Origin of the sequence: Thermococcus thermotolerans (genome assembly GCF_024707485.1) — an archaeon.
Lineage (GTDB): Archaea > Methanobacteriota_B > Thermococci > Thermococcales > Thermococcaceae > Thermococcus > Thermococcus thermotolerans.
Genome location: NZ_CP102602.1, coordinates 1,039,606 through 1,054,513 on the forward strand (window position 1 = coordinate 1,039,606; position 14,908 = coordinate 1,054,513).

Here is a 14,908-nt window from a genome sequence, read left to right on the forward strand (position 1 = left end):
CATGATAATCGCAAAACCCTGCGTAACGATGAAGGGCATCGTCATAAGCGGCTATTCATGGGAGCGCCAGGTGAAGGTCGATCTGACCAGAACCGCACAGTGTCTCAGGGAGAGGGGGTACACGGTAAAGAAGCTCCTGCCAGGGATGATGCTGATCCTTGAAATGGAAGGCTACGAAGTCAGCGTCTACCCAAGCGGCAAGATAATAATCAAACTGCTGGAGGACTCGAAGACGGGCGAATCCATCGCCCGTGTGATATACGACTGTGCTGGAGTTCTGGAGGTGGTTTCATGAGGATTCCGGAGGATGTTAGGAAGGACATACCCCTGACTTCTGAGGTAATATACTTTGACAACACGGCCACTTCGCTCACGCCGAAGCCGGTTATAGAGGCGATGGACGAGTACTACCTCAGGTACCGCGCCAACGTCCACAGGGGAATACACAGGCTCTCCCAGATGGCGACCCACAAATACGAGGAGAGCAGGAAGGTGGTTGCCGACTTCCTCAACGCCAAGTTCGAGGAGATAGTCTTCACCAAGAACACGAGCGAGAGCCTCAACCTCGTTGCTTTGGGGCTCGAACACCTCTTCAAGCCCGGCGACAGGATAGTGACGACTCCCTACGAGCACCACTCCGATCTGCTCCCCTGGCAGAGGTTAGCGAAAAAGCTCGGCCTCAAGCTTGAGTACATAGAAGGCGACGACGAGGGCAACCTGGATTTGAGCGACGCCGAGAAGAAGATTAAAGGGGCGAAGCTTGTAGCAGTTCAGCATGTCTCCAATGCCCTCGGAGTTATCCACGAGGTCGAGGAGCTTGGCAAGATGGCCAAGGAAGCTGGAGCGATATTCGTCGTCGATGCCGCCCAGAGCGCTGGCCACATGGAAGTCGATGTAAGAAAGATGAACGCCGACTTCCTCGGACTTTCCGGCCACAAGGGGCCGATGGGACCAACTGGCATAGGCGTTCTCTACATCAACGAGGAGTTCTTTGATACTTTCGAGCCTCCACTGATAGGTGGAGGAACGATAGAGGATGTTGACCTGTGCTGTTACAAGCTGACCGAGCCTCCGGAAAGGTTCGAGGCCGGAACGCCCAACATAGGCGGTGCGATAGGTCTCGCCGCTGGAATAAGGTACATCGAGAAAATAGGGATAGACAAGATCGAAAGACAGGAGCACAAGCTGGTCAAGAGGATAACAGAGGGGCTTGATGAGCTTGAAGTCCCGTGGTACGGGCCGAGGAACCTGAAGAAACACGCCGGTGTGGTGAGCTTCAACGTCCCCGGCCTTCACCCCCACGACGTTGCCGCGGTTCTCGACAACCACAACATCATGGTCCGCTCCGGCCACCACTGTGCTCTGCCCGTCATGAAGAGGCTCGGAATAAACGGCACCGTAAGAGCGTCATTCCACGTCTACAACAGCCTCGAAGAGGTCGAGACTTTCCTCGGCGTCATGGAAGAGCTGATGAAAAGTTTGAGGAGTTAGGGGAGGAACTCCCCCCACTCCACGTTTATCGTTTCTGGAGTGCGGTAGATGAAGGCCGCCTCCCCCTTGTGGACATGCTTCCTCATCGGGCCCGGCGGGACGCCGTTCGTCTCGTAGATGACGCTCTGGGTGTCCGGGTCATGATAGAGTACCAAGCTTGGACCGGCCAGATTCATTATCGAGTCTATCGCGTACTGCGTCGCGAGAACCGTCACCCTCGCCCGAAGGGGTCTCGTTATGAGCGGTATTGCGGCACCGCCGGCTGTGGTGTAGGCTAAGACCGCTGCGTCGTTGACCCCTATCATCGTCTTCCTCCTGTGCCTGACCACCGCACTCACCACTAGGAAAGCTATGCCCGCGAGGGTTATGCTGTAGGTTTCCCCAAGCTCCACCAGGATGTTCTTTCCGAACTCGGGAGGTTTTCCGGAGTAGAAGGCCTCGTCCAGAGGTGTGTAACTTTCCCGGATAACCTCGGCGTATTTTCCGTCTGACTTAACTGCCTCTGGAACGCTCTTCACCTTCCCAGCAAGGAAATCTGAGTAGAGCCTTTCCGTCAGGGTTCTGTCGAGCCCGTAAATCGTCTGGACTATCGTTGCCGCGGTGTAGCCGTCGAGAAGGCCTTTCTCAGCTAGAACTATGGGGTCGAGACCCGTTCCCTGGCCGTCTCTTACCCGGATGATGGTATCGAATCCTTCCTCAGGGAAGTCTCCCTCGGTGTCAAAGATAACAACCCTGTAATCAATTTCCCTGTATCTGTCCGCAAAGTACTTCAGCGCCTTTCCCGGCCACTCATCCATGCCGAATATCTTGAGGGTTCTCCCGTGGTAAGCGGGGTCGTAGAAGGTGTCCTCACCCTCCCGCTCAAAGAGCCTAACCGCTATACGGCTGTACTTCATGGGATCCACCGGTGGAGAATAGGGAATGCCCCTATAAACGGCTTCTGGTTTAAACGCCTAAACAACCTTGACAAGTCTCTCCATCCAGGGGCTAACGCGAACACGGATATACCCCCTGAGCTTTTTATCTACCTCCCTATCCCCAGTATAAACCCTGAGCGGGCCGTTTTCAAGCTTGGAAGGCGTTGCCACGACAATTATGTTCTCCCGGGGAATCCTCCTCAACACCTCGGCCGAGAACTGCTGATTGCCCCTCCCGAAAAGGAACCCGAGGCCGCCTATAACCGTGACAACCACCCTGGGTTCTCTATCGGCAAAACGGAGCAGGTCCTCCTCGGTGGCGTCTTTGACAACGAGCCTGGCCTTGCCGTCCCTCACCTCAACAACGTCCACCCCGAGAAGGGTTCCCTCTATTCCCAGTCCCTCCTTTATCCTCTTCACCGTCGAACCGGAGCCAAGGAAGTATATTCCATCGTTCTCCAGGATTTCCTCGGCGATGGCTTCAGCGATCGCCTCAAGCTCGTCTTCCTCGCTGAGGGGAATCCTCTCCTTGCTGCCCTGCACAAGGGTCTCGACAACAGGGACGATGGCCTTCCCGTAGGTTCTTGCCTTAACCTCGTCGTGGCGGTAGGCGTCTTCATCTATATCCCTTACCTCACGCTCCTCCAGCTTAGTGCGCCCGTGGAGAAAATCCACCAGAACCCTCGCGGCGTCCTCCGGGGAATATGCAAAAACCCCCGAGTACATCTTAACGCCCGTTGGGATTCCAAGGATCGGGAGATTCTCATCGATTGCCTCGACCACATCCCTGGCCGTCCCATCGCCACCAGCAAAGAGGAGGAGGTCAACCTTCCCACGCATCCTTCTCGCAAGCTCCCTGGTATCTTCTGATGTTGTGTCCGGTATCCTGACTCCCTCGATCTCCCGGTAGCCGATTTCCCTGTGTCGTATCACCTCAAACTCAAAGTCAAACTCCCTAAGAACGTCCTCCCCCAAAGGACCCGGCCCTGTTAGAAATCTGATCCCCTGGGCCTCCGGATAGTGGGAGAGCTCCGAGAGAAAGAGCCTAACGAGATCCTGGGCAATAGGCTTAGCTCCTCTCCTCACGGCCTCCTCGACGACCCCATCGGTGCCTTTGAGTGCAACCTTGCCGCCCATTCCGGCTATGGGGTTGATTATAAGGCCTATCATCCTCTCACCTCATGTACCTCCTCGCGAATACCGTCAGGAACACCGCCCACATGAACATTCCGAACAGGGCCTCCACCGAGGCAATGACCCTGCCGACACCTATCGGGTGGTAGTCACCGTAGCCCAGGGTGGTTGCGGTAACGACGCTGAAGTACTCGTAGTCGAGGAAGCTCATACTCCCCGACAGCCCCTCGACGCTTTTGGTCAGGAAGAAGAGCAGGGGGAAGAAGACGTTGACGGCGGCCAGCCATATCAGTATGGGCCTCTTCCAGTCAGTGCCGTATTTGCAGGTCAGGTCCGCGAAAAGCCACTCAAAGAGTGCCTCCATCTTGAGGAAAAGCTTTTTAATGCCCCTCCTCCTTCCGGCCAGGCGGGACTGCCTTTTCTCCACCATCTCCAGGTAATAGTACCTGTCGGCCCTCTCAAAGTCCCCGTTCCTCTCCCAGCTTATCCTCGCTAAGCGGTAGAGCACCTCCGCCGTGCGGTGGCTGTTGAACCTGCACTCCTCGACCTCAACGAATCCCTCGACGTTGAGTTCAACCGGGATGTTGGGCAGAACAGTCGAGTTCCAAGCGAAGTCTCCGTTGAACGACACTCTGCGGAATATCATGTTGCCCATGACCCTCGTATGAACGAACTCCGGATTCTTAAGCCAGCTGGCAAGGATCTCCGCGTGCCCGAAGATGTCAAGGTTCTCAAGGACGAGGTTGCCGTGGAACCGCCTTATGCTCAACCTCACCTGCCTCTTGAACCTGGCCGCCCTGTCAAATTGAACGTCGCGCATAACAAGGGAGGTGGCCTTGACGCTCCTCTCGGAGGATGCCGAGGGCTTTATTCCATGCTCCTCAAGGATGCGCCTCATAAGGGGATAGCGGACGTTAATTCCAATCCTTCTCACGTTCTCCAGGCCGCTCAACTCTATCCTGCCCACGGCCCTTTTCTCACCGTATTCCTCCTCCCCTTTCCCACCCTGGCCGATGTACTCTGTGGAATTTATCATGAGGTAGCGGACGCTCGAATTTCTGACGTATACGGAGTTGGAGAACCTCACCCTCAGCAGGTTCAGGCCAAAGACGTGGGAGCCGTGGAGGAGGAACGTCCCCAGCTCACTCCTGAAGACAACGAGTCTGCCCACCCGGGAGTTGTAGAAGGTTATTCCCGGGACGTTCACCGAGTCAAAGAGTATCGTCTTCACGCGGGAGTTCTTGAAGACTATGGACTTTTCGGCACGGAAATCGCTGATTTTAACGTCGTACAGGTAAACTCCTTCAAAATAAGTCTGCCCCGCCTTTAGTCTTCTGAGGAAAGCCTCTTCCTTGACCTTCTTTATCTCCTCACCCAAAAGCCGCTCCCCCTCATCGTAGGGGGTATGGAGGGGACAGTACTTTGAACCCTCGAGGGCCTTCAGCCTGCACTTCTGCCCGTTCTCGTAGGTGTACTCACACATGGCTCTCCCAGGTAAACTCGTTTCCCGAATAATTAAGGTTTTCTACTTTGCGGATTCCACCAACCCCCAGCCGGCAGGGAAAGCCTCTGAACAAGTCAAATGGACACATAAATACATTAAAGCCGCTTTTGAATCGGGAACCTTTTTAAACCGAAAGCGACTCCCGAAGGCCTCAAGGTGAGAAAAATGAGCCAGAGGGTAGCCGTCGCTGTGAGAAACGCGTCAGTGGCAAACCGCTACCGCTATATTCCGAAGATGCCGAGGTGGTTTTACTCCTTCGTACCCTTCAAGGTAGCCACGGGTGGAAGCTCTGCCCTGGTTAGTCTGTACCTTCTTGAACTCGGTGGCAGTGCATCAACCGTTGGCCTGACCTTTGCCCTTGCGAGCTTAGCTTCTATGCTTGGCGCTTTATTCTGGGGCAGGCTGAGCGACAGAACCCTCAGGAGAAAGCCCTTCATACTGCTGGGTTTTGCCAGTGTTCCGGTATTCCTCACCCTCATGTCGCTGGCGAAAACACCCGCTCAGCTCATTGCGGTAAACACTGCCTACGCGTTCTTCCTTGCATCGACCCTTTCGGTACCGATAGCCCTGGTTCTTAGAAGCGTCAGAAAGCACAACTGGGACTACGGCATAGGAAAGTTTAACGAGGTAAGCGGATGGGGATGGGTTCTCGGCCTTGTACTAGGGTTCGGGCTGTCCAGGTTTATGACGATACCCCAGCTGTTCCTGACCTTCGGTCTGATGGGAGTTCCATCGATCGTTATGGGGGAGCGCATGATACGCGAGGTGCCCATCTACATCAACAGAAGATCCATCAGGGCGTTTGGAAACTACGTTGTCGAAAAGGCCAGATACATGCCGTCCTTTATACTCCACACAAACTTCAGTCTTCCGGAGGGCCTGAGGAGGTTCTATCTGGCGTTCCTGCTGTTCTGGATAGCGGCGGGTCTCTACTTCCCCCAGATGCCCGTGCTCCTCTCGGACAGTGGTTATTCCCGCGAGATAATTTACCTGGCTCTGATAGCCAACTCGGCGATAGCGGCCCTTAACTATACCCGCGTGGGTGCGGGCATGGGGAGGAACAAGGAAGGCACCCTGAGGAAAGGCCTCATGCTCCGGACAGGGGCATTTATTGCGGTAATGGTGGGCATCTTCCTTTCACCGGTGCTGCTGCCTCTTGCCTTTGCCTCATACGCCCTCGCTGGCTATTCCTGGACATTCATCAGCGTCTCCTCAACGGCCATAGTGAGCGAAAAAGCCGGAGAAAAGGAGAAGGGCAGTGCCATGGGTACGTACAACGTGATAAGTTCCGCTGGATACATAACCGGGAGCGCAATAAGCGGTGCGCTCATATCATCGGCCGGATTTGGGGCGACGTTTGGACTCGGGCTTGCCCTACTCGGTGGGAGCATAGCCCTGCTGAGAAAATGAAGAAAGGTCAGAACTTCAGGACTCTGGCGAGGACGATAAGCGGATCCCACACCGGAGCGAAGGGCGGTGCGTATGCCAGGTCGGTGAAGAAAACGTCCTTCGTTGTGAAGCCCGCCGTCAGCATGGCGGCGGCGCTGTCTATTCTCGGCAGTATCTCGGCTCCAACCGCCTGGACACCGAGGAGCCTGCTGGTCTCGTTGTCAACGACGCCCTTGAGCCATATCTCCCTTCCGCCCGGATAGTAGTGGGGCTTTGTCCTGGCCTTTATGAACGCGGTTCTGACGTCGTAGCCTTCATTAATAGCCTCGGCCTCAGTTAGGCCAGTCTTCCCAATCTCCAGGTCAAGGAACTTGGTTATGCTCGTTCCAAGAACGCCCGGGAAGCGGATATCCTTTCCTGCTATGTTGCTTCCGGCGACGTATCCCATCTTGTTGCCGGCCGGTGCCAGGGGCATCCAGACGCGCCTGCCGGTGATGAGATGCTTTGTCTCGGCAACGTCACCGGCAGCGTAGACATTTTCAACGCTCGTCTCCATCCTCTCGTTCGCCCATATTGCCCCGGTTTCACCTATCCTCACGCCCAGCTCTCTGGCGAGTTCCGTGTTCGGCTTTATGCCCGTCGCCATAATGACCATGTCCGCTTTGTATTCGCCGGCGTCGGTGATAACTTTCTCGACTTTTCCATTGCCCTCAAAGCGCAGGGTGCTCTCATTCAGCCGGAGATTAAGGTTCTCCTTCAGCTTAGCCTCTACGATATCGGTAATCTCCCTGTCGAAGGTTTTCCTCAGAACTCTCTCGCTCCTGCCGATGAGGGTAACGTTCTTGCCCCTCGCAACGAAGGCCTCCGCCATTTCAAGGGCGATGTACCCCGTACCTATGACAACAACGTCCCTAACGTCGTGCTTCCCCATGTACTCGGTTATGGCAACGGCATCCGGAGGCAAATCCGCCGTAAAAACCCCCTCCAGACCAAAGCCCTCAATCTCTGGAAGGCTCGGAGAGGCACCGTTGGCGAAGACGAGGTAGTCCCACTCGTAGGTGTGCTCCCCATCCTCTTCCCTGACGCGGACATTACCCTGTTCTACCTCTACGACCTCCGCCTTCATGTGGAGGTCTATGCCGCGCTTCTTGATGAAGACCTCCGGAGGATAGTGCATGAGCTTCTCCTTTGGCGAGATGCCCTCGACCACGTAGGGCACACCGCAGGGGGCGTGGCTGACCCATTCCGTTGCCTCGAAGACCTTTACGTCCCACTCCGGCCTGAGCCTCTTGACGCGCGATGCAGCACTCATTCCTGCCGCTCCACCGCCTATGATAACAACCGTTTTCTCCATGATTCATCACCAAAAAAGGTTCAAAACTTTGGGTTAAAAACCTTGGCGGGACAGAACCGGGTCATTCTTTCCTGTCCAGGAGGTACTTCCTGCCCCTGACCTCCACAATGCGGTATATCTCCCCCTCTCTGAGCTCCATGTCCGGCCTCTCCAGCTCGTACGTCTCGTAGGTCTTCATATCCATGAGCTGAACCTCGGTCGGAGTTATGCTCGTGACCATGGCCTCGCTCTTCTCGCTCTCCACGGTATCTATGCCCTCCCGCTTCACCGTCTTCCAGTCACGGTGTTCGCTTTCACGGGTGGAGAGGTTCCTGAGGGAGAGACCCTTTCCGTCCACGCGTTCGACCTCGTAGACGTTGCCACGCTTATCCACCACTATGTCCCCCCTCTGAAACTTTGGAATCCTGATGCTCACACTGGTGCGGTAGACCTCCCTGCTGGTCTGCCTGTCAAGACCGACGAGTTCATAGGCTTCACTTATCGTTCCTCCAAAACGCTCCTTTATCGCCTGGGCGAGCTTTCTTGCCGAAGAGGTCGAGCCCATGTAGAAATCAAGCCCTTCCTCCTTTTCGATGGTATCCTGGATGAACCCCATTCTGTCTTTCCTCATTATCTCGTCCACCTTCTCCTCGACGAGCTTCCCTATAACCTTCCGCTCCTCTTCCGTCAGCGGCCTGTCTTCGGCGCGAACCTGAAGTATTGCCTCGAAATAGCCCCCAAGGAACCTAGAACAGCGGGGACAGACGGTCTGACGGACGTAGACGGTGACGTATTTTGCCTCGTCGTGAAGCTCGTGTTGAAGCTCGTGTAGTCTGGCCTTAACGCGAATCTCGTACGTTATTATCGCCGGGAAGTATTCAATGTGCCAGTCAACGGGCTGGAAAGCTATCAAGGCTCTTCCAACGGGGAGTTCCTCAATCTCATCAAGCTCTTCGGGAGAAACTATCCCAAACTCCCTCACCCGTTCATCGAGAGAGTCCCCTATCACCTCAAGGAGCGCATTTTCAGCGACTTCAAATACCAGCTCATCAAGCTCGTAGGTCAGGGGATCGACCCAGACGCCCCTCTTCTTATAGCTCCCACAGTTCTGACACAGCTCCGTGTTTATCTCGCCATCGATCAGCAGAACGGGATTTTCCTTTCTGAAACAGACCTGACAGAGCCCCTCTATGAGCGGGCCCCCCTCACTCTCGCTTATCCCACACCTATAACAGAACCTCTCGCTCATTCCTCTCACCGGAAGGGAGTGAGGAAGGGAGTTTAAAAACCTAATCTCAGAGAAAGAGCTTCGCCATCTGAGCGTGGGGAACCCCCTGAATCCTGAGCACCCTTGTCTCATCAATGTAGCCCAGTTCTATCGCTTTTCTGACGCATCGCTCGCCAGTGAGGTTGGCGATGGTCGCCTCTTCCAGCATGGCCCCCAGGGTATTCTCGTCAACCAGTTCTCCCTTGTAAAAGCGCTCCTTGACCTCAAGCCTCAGCTCACCTTCCCTGAAGGTTTTCCCGAGGAGCTCTTCATCGCAGGCCGCTAGGAGAACTTCCCCCTGAACTCTGTAGACTTTGACATATATCATTGAGCTACACCGGAGGGAGAAACGCCTGAGGGTTTAAAAGGGTTGGGTAAATGGAGAAGAAGAGAGAAGGGCATCAGCCCTGGGCTTCAATCTCCTTGACGGCCTTCTCAAGGATGGTGTACGCCTTGAGGATGTTCATGTACGCCTTGCGGATGTTCGGCAGTGCAGCTATTGCGAGGTTGTCCCTGCCCGGAGTCAGGTACTTCTCGGCCTCAGCGTAGTACTGGTCGGCGAGCTGCTTGTAGTGCATGGCCTCCTGGAGGGTCTCGTTGTCGACGCCGAGCTCAACCGCCTTCTGGTAGAGCGGGTCGAACTTCTGGTCGTACCTCCAGTAGAGCATGTACCAGACGTAGTTCCAGGTGCTGACGATCCAGCGAGAGGTCTTGTATTCAATCGTCAGAGTCACCGGTGAGGCGTACTTGACCTTCAGTACGGCGTACTTCGCGTTCTTGCCGTCGAGGACGTAGTAGCTGATCACATGGTCGCCCTTAACGTCGACGTACTGGGTATCGACCGGCAGTGTTACGAGGACGTAACCGGTCGTTCCGCTCGGACCCTCAACCGTCAGGTCTATGCTCGTACCCGTGTCGTGGTAGCCCGTGACCGTACCGAGTCCAACCGCGACGTAGGGTGACAACTGGGTGGCGGAGTAAACCTTATTCTCCGCGAGCTCCTTGACCTTAACCGTCACTTCCTTGGAGGTGTCCTGGTAGTAGTCGCTGAAGACCTGAATGTTGAACGTCTGCTCCATGTGGAGAGGTGTGAAGTACACCTCGACTTCACCGTTGTCCGTATAGTACTCCCTGCCGTTCACGACGACCTTTGCCGGAGTGTCTATCCTCTCCATCGTTGCAAGGTCGAGGAGCCTTATCTTGAGCACCGACTGCTTTCCGAGGGTGGCTTCCGGATACACCACCACGTACATTTCAGGCATGCCTACCTGGAACAGCATCGGCGCGTAGGTCATAGTCTCCCCAGTGTCTGCGTTGAGGAGTCCGAGCACTCCGAGGTAAGTACCTGGAGCGGAAAGGTCTACTTTAGCGCCGATGGATTCCGAGGTGCCCATGCCAAATGCAAACGGAGTGCTGTCGACTGTCACATCACCGTTGTCGCCGAGCACCTGGTAGTAGAAGGTGTAGTGGATCGGGTTGTATCCGACAGTGTCATATCCATAGACCATTATCAGGTAGTATCCCGTCTCGGGCATGAACTTTTCGAAGACCTCATCGCTGGTTGGGCCGATCTGGTCATAGTATACTACATAGTTCGTGAAGTTGAGAAGGTCATCGAGTGTTGGGAAGTACAGCACGTACAGGTCGAGATCTGCCGTTGGATCCTCCGGCTCGGTGATTCCAAACCTGATGAAGTATGTGGTCGGATCAACGTAGAAGGCCCCAATGACATCCCAGTCGTCCTGACTGACGTTCCTGACCATTGCATATGCCTGGTCAAGCCTTCCAAGGCCATATCCAACAGCAACGGCGTTGAAGTCGCCGTAGTTGTTCTCTACCTTAGCCCCAACGCTGACGTTGGCCGGAGACGGGACGTCTTTCTTGATGATCTCTGGTGTTATTGAAACGGACGCAGCGCTCACTTCGATCTCATAGTGCGCATCTTCGTAGCCGGTTGTGGCGTAGGAGCTGACGCTGACGTAAGCTGTTATCTCCCAGACGCCCTCAACCGGATCCTGTACCACCCACGTGTATTCAAGCGGTCCTCCTGGGCCGACGTAGTAGTATCCGGGCACTCCGTCGTAGACAACGCCGCCCATTGGCCTCGCGATGACGAGCTTGACCCTGCCCATTGGAGTGCCGTTGGCATCCGTCGGGACGCGGAGGGTGACGCGGAGCTCCTTGGTTCCCCTCGGCACCTCGAAGAAGTAGTGCTTGGCCTCACCCGGTTTGCCGGTGTCGGTGATCTTGGCGCTGGTCCCGCCGTTCTTGTTTGCGGGTATGTCAACGGTCACCGCGACATAACCATCGATGTAGCTGGTGTCCGGATCGTCGATGTAAATCAGACCCACGTAGGTGCCGCTCTTCTGGAGCTTGGAGTAGTCGATGTTTATGGAGAACTGCCCGATGAGGTCACTTATGTACATGGCATTGGCGCCGTGTATGGTGACCTCGGTAGTGTTCGGTATGATCCAGTCAACGTTGGTGCTTATCTTGTATGTCTTGTTCTCGAAGACGTACCAGAGGCCCCATCCGGGCTCGTACGTCATCGGCGAGAAGTATATCGGGACGCTGCCTGGATACTCGTCCCTTATGTAGACTCCCCTGTAGAGGTACGGATAGCCGAACATGTACTGGAAGTAGCCGTTGAAGTCAACGTACGCCTGAGAAATCGGGATGAGCGGCTGCTCAATCGGGTTCTTGAAGCTGGTGAAGGTTGTGCCCGCGAAGATGTAAGTGGTCGGTTCCTGGCTGAGCTCTTCGAGTTTGGCTATGGCCTTATCGACCTGTATGAGGCCGAAGCCCTGGTCTATCAGGGTCTGGTTCGTGGGCTTGGCGCTGAGTTCAAGGGCGCGCTTGATCATTATCGGGTTGTAGGTGATGTTGTGCTGCTTGGCGTAGCTTATCATGAGGGCAACTGCACCGCTGACGTGCGGAGTGGCCATTGAGGTGCCGCTCCAGAATCCGTAATACCTGTAGGGGTTTCCGTAAAGGACCGTGTACCACATCGGGAGGCTTGAGAATATTGCAGTTCCCGGGGCCATCACGTCTGGGTCGAGGAGACCGTCCATCCTCGGTCCCCTGCTGGAGCTCATGGCCGGGCCGTTCATAACTCCCGGCAGGCCGTAGAGAAGCTCCCACCTCTCGCTTTCCCAGTAGTTGCCGACCGTTATGGCCAGGTCGCTGTCCCCAGGGGCGTGAACGCTGTTGGTTGTCGGTCCCTCGTTTCCAGCGGCAATGGCAAACGTAACCCCGTAAATGTCGGTAAGCAGGTTGACGTAGAATATCTCCGGGGTCTCAAGTCCGTCGTTTATCTCGCCGCCGCCACCGAGGGACATGCTGATGACGTCGGCACCCATAAGGGTCGCGTATATCATCCCGCTGATTATCCAGCTGGTTCTTCCAAAGCCGAGCTCTCCAGGCAGGACCTTGACCTCGATGAGCTGGGCGTTGGGTGCAACGCCGTAGACGCCGTAGAACACAGGGTCAGTGGGCAGACCAACGCCCGCAACGGTGCCGCTGACGTGGGTGCCGTGTCCGTGGGCGTCCCACATGAAGTAGGCGTAGCCCTCATCGGGCTCGAACTCTATGAACGCAACGTTGACCTTGGTTGTGTTAACAGTGACGTAGTCCCCGCTGATGTCATAAATTCTCATCGGCTGGTCGTTGGTGAAGTTGTTGTCGAGGTTGAAGTCTATGTAGGCGGTGAAGTTACCGCTCTGGTTGACTATAAGAACCGGATAAACATCACTGAGGTCTCCAAAGAGGCCCAGGCCGTACGGGTCGTAGGGGGTCGCGCTGAAGTTGTTGAGGTCGAAGTACCTCTCGGGAAGGAGGCCGATGTAGTATGTATCGCCAGTTATGTTGCCGACATAATAGGTGCCCATTGTGTAGTTGGTGTATGCAGGGTGACCGTAATAGTCAGCATAGACTCCCCAGAAGACAGTGACGTTCTTGTTGACGGTGATAGTTCCTCCGACGGGAGTGGTGGTGTTGTAGTATATCTGGGCCATACCCTCGTCGCTCTCGTCATAGATGTCAATAATCTTCTTCCTTCCATCGAGGGTCGTCTGGAGGAACGGGTGCCCAACATCCACACCCGTATCAAGAACGGCAACTGTAACGTTGTCTCCATAGACACCATAGTCAGTCCAGACGTTGTACGCGTCTATGGTGAAAACGCTCATGAACATTTCTGGGAGGGAGAGGGAGTCCCTTGCAGGAGCGTTGGGAGCAGTTCCATCCTCGGGAGCCACAGGTTCCTGGAGCTTGACAGTCCTGTCCTTCCACACATGCAGGATACCAGGAATGTTCTGGAGCTCCTCCACCCTGGAAACGGGCATCTCCACGACTATGAACTGATACTCGGGTTTACTTATTGGATCGATCTTTCCAAGCTTTTTAAGGGCATTGTATACCTCCATCTTGTGGTCTCTATCCGGTGCGACTATCAGTCGTACGGTTTTGTCACTGGTCTTCAGGATATTCTGTATTTCCTTTTGGAGAATTTCACCGCTGATGAATTGCTCAGGATGAGCATTGTTTGTGGTTTCTACTTTGACAGGGTTAGATGGGGCGGCAAAGACAGGTGTTGCTGAAAACGCTACTGAAGCTGCCGATAGTACGAGCACCGCCACAATCAAAAGACTCAAGGCCTTCCGATTCATCCTGACACCTCCGGGTTGTAATGTTCACCTATATTGTGGATAGAGCACCGATATAAACGTTTCGCACCACACGGTTGTATAATCCACCTTAACTGCCATATTACAACTTGAATGATTATTCAAGGACATTGGTGACCGCGCTTCATGTTATGTTGTCCTCAGAAACCGAGAAAAGCAAAGTGGCCACAATAAATAACATTATGAACGCATCCACCCCGGGATCCAGTGAGTACATCATAAGAGACAAGACCACCACAAAGCTCCCTCTGTCCCTCTCACTATTTCTAAGGAACATACCGAGCAAAAAAGCCTCTATTACACCCAGAATTCCAAAATCAGCGACTGGCTGGCCAAAGAAGAAATAGGTGTAGTTCGTGGAGGCACCGAACAATGAAGCGACCATGCCTCGGGGGTTGCTACTGAAGAGGAGAGCACCATGGAAGAAACCCCATGGAAGGGAAAGACGAACGAGGTTGTGGAAAACCAGGAACGTGAAGCCTATCCTCACGAGAACTGCCTGGATCCCACCGCTCATACCCACTATGATGAGGGCAGGAATGAGACTGAGACCGGGGAGCCATTTTCGAAACTGAGGATAATCAAAGTATGTACTCAGGAAATAAGCCAGATATACCAGAAGAACCAGGGAGCGGAATGTGCCGAGGAAGAACAGCACGGTATACACTCCCACTAGGAAAGTTTTCCAGCGAAGAGAAAGCGTGGAATAAGCCATTCCAACAACCGCCAGAACCGCCGCTAGAACCAAAGGACCCACGAGTTCATACCTGAGGGAATTCTCAAGAAGTGGAACACCCACGACGGCGTATAGAGCAGAGGGTATCAAAAGTGCCACTAGGAGGGCGCTTTGGGGGAATAGCCTGAAAGGGTCGACTCCCAGCCGGTACACTATAAGAACCAAAACAGCCAGGAGGAAAAAAACGGGAAAATTCTGGAAAGAGAGTAGCAGAAATAGAACAGCCAGCATTGAGGGCGGGAGTCTCAGGTTGAGGACATAGCCCAAAGAGAAAACCGCAAAGAACGCGAGAGCATAGACCGTTCCCAGAAGGAGCACTGAAGGCTCCAGTCCTCGTGAATATATTGTGCTGCGTAAGCCCTCGTCAAAATAGTTGGCGTACAGTGAAAGGGCTAGGTAAGAAAAGAAGCCGAGGCTAAAGATTTTTAACCCCCTCACTTTACCACCAATTA

Annotated in this window: 11 protein-coding genes; 3 read left to right on the plus strand and 8 right to left on the minus strand. The window is 54.6% G+C overall.

The window, feature by feature from the left end; translation table 11 throughout:
• Nucleotide 1: 1 nt before the first annotated feature.
• Together NUS69_RS05975 and NUS69_RS05980 are read left to right on the plus strand one after the other, a co-directional pair.
• Nucleotides 2-295, plus strand: a complete 294-nt coding sequence (locus tag NUS69_RS05975; protein ID WP_055429101.1) for a hypothetical protein — start codon at nucleotides 2-4, stop codon at nucleotides 293-295.
• Entirely contained in the window at nucleotides 292-1,491 is a 1,200-nt protein-coding gene (locus NUS69_RS05980) for a cysteine desulfurase (RefSeq protein ID WP_258082999.1), read from the plus strand. Before NUS69_RS05975 ends, NUS69_RS05980 begins: the two co-directional genes overlap by 4 nt.
• On the opposite strand, the gene NUS69_RS05985 is transcribed toward NUS69_RS05980, so the two are convergent.
• From NUS69_RS05985 to NUS69_RS05995, 3 genes are read right to left on the minus strand one after another with little or no spacing between them, the layout of a single operon-like run.
• Nucleotides 1,488-2,387 (minus strand): hypothetical protein, encoded by a 900-nt coding sequence (locus NUS69_RS05985; RefSeq protein WP_258083000.1) that lies wholly within the window; start codon nucleotides 2,385-2,387, stop codon nucleotides 1,488-1,490. The two genes, NUS69_RS05980 and NUS69_RS05985, sit on opposite strands and share 4 nt — an antisense overlap.
• Nucleotides 2,388-2,444: 57 nt before the next feature.
• Nucleotides 2,445-3,578: an ATP-NAD kinase family protein gene (locus NUS69_RS05990; RefSeq protein WP_258083001.1), complete on the minus strand. Its 1,134-nt coding sequence runs from the start codon at nucleotides 3,576-3,578 to the stop codon at nucleotides 2,445-2,447.
• Between the two features lie 4 nt (nucleotides 3,579-3,582).
• Nucleotides 3,583-5,025: a potassium channel family protein gene (locus NUS69_RS05995; protein ID WP_258083002.1), complete on the minus strand. Its 1,443-nt coding sequence runs from the start codon at nucleotides 5,023-5,025 to the stop codon at nucleotides 3,583-3,585.
• Between the two features lie 186 nt (nucleotides 5,026-5,211).
• Between NUS69_RS05995 and NUS69_RS06000 the strand changes: the two genes are divergently transcribed.
• Nucleotides 5,212-6,456 (plus strand): MFS transporter, encoded by a 1,245-nt coding sequence (locus NUS69_RS06000; RefSeq protein ID WP_258084987.1) that lies wholly within the window; start codon nucleotides 5,212-5,214, stop codon nucleotides 6,454-6,456.
• A 7-nt stretch (nucleotides 6,457-6,463) separates the two neighbouring features.
• Here NUS69_RS06000 and cdr read toward each other — a convergent pair whose 3' ends face one another.
• From cdr to NUS69_RS06025, 5 genes are all read right to left on the minus strand, one after another.
• Nucleotides 6,464-7,792 (minus strand): CoA-disulfide reductase, encoded by a 1,329-nt coding sequence (gene cdr, locus NUS69_RS06005; protein WP_258084988.1) that lies wholly within the window; start codon nucleotides 7,790-7,792, stop codon nucleotides 6,464-6,466.
• 58 nt (nucleotides 7,793-7,850) lie between these two features.
• Nucleotides 7,851-9,017, minus strand: coding sequence for a 60S ribosomal export protein NMD3 (locus NUS69_RS06010; protein WP_258084989.1), 1,167 nt, complete (start codon nucleotides 9,015-9,017; stop codon nucleotides 7,851-7,853).
• Between the two features lie 46 nt (nucleotides 9,018-9,063).
• Nucleotides 9,064-9,363, minus strand: a complete 300-nt coding sequence (locus NUS69_RS06015) for a DUF424 domain-containing protein (protein WP_258083003.1) — start codon at nucleotides 9,361-9,363, stop codon at nucleotides 9,064-9,066.
• Nucleotides 9,364-9,436: 73 nt separating this feature from the next.
• Nucleotides 9,437-13,702, minus strand: a complete 4,266-nt coding sequence (locus NUS69_RS06020) for a S8 family serine peptidase (RefSeq protein ID WP_258083004.1) — start codon at nucleotides 13,700-13,702, stop codon at nucleotides 9,437-9,439.
• Nucleotides 13,703-13,844: 142 nt separating this feature from the next.
• On the minus strand, nucleotides 13,845-14,894 hold the full coding sequence (locus tag NUS69_RS06025; RefSeq protein WP_258083005.1) for an oligosaccharide repeat unit polymerase family protein: 1,050 nt from the start codon (nucleotides 14,892-14,894) through the stop codon (nucleotides 13,845-13,847).
• Between the last annotated feature and the right edge of the window lie 14 nt (nucleotides 14,895-14,908).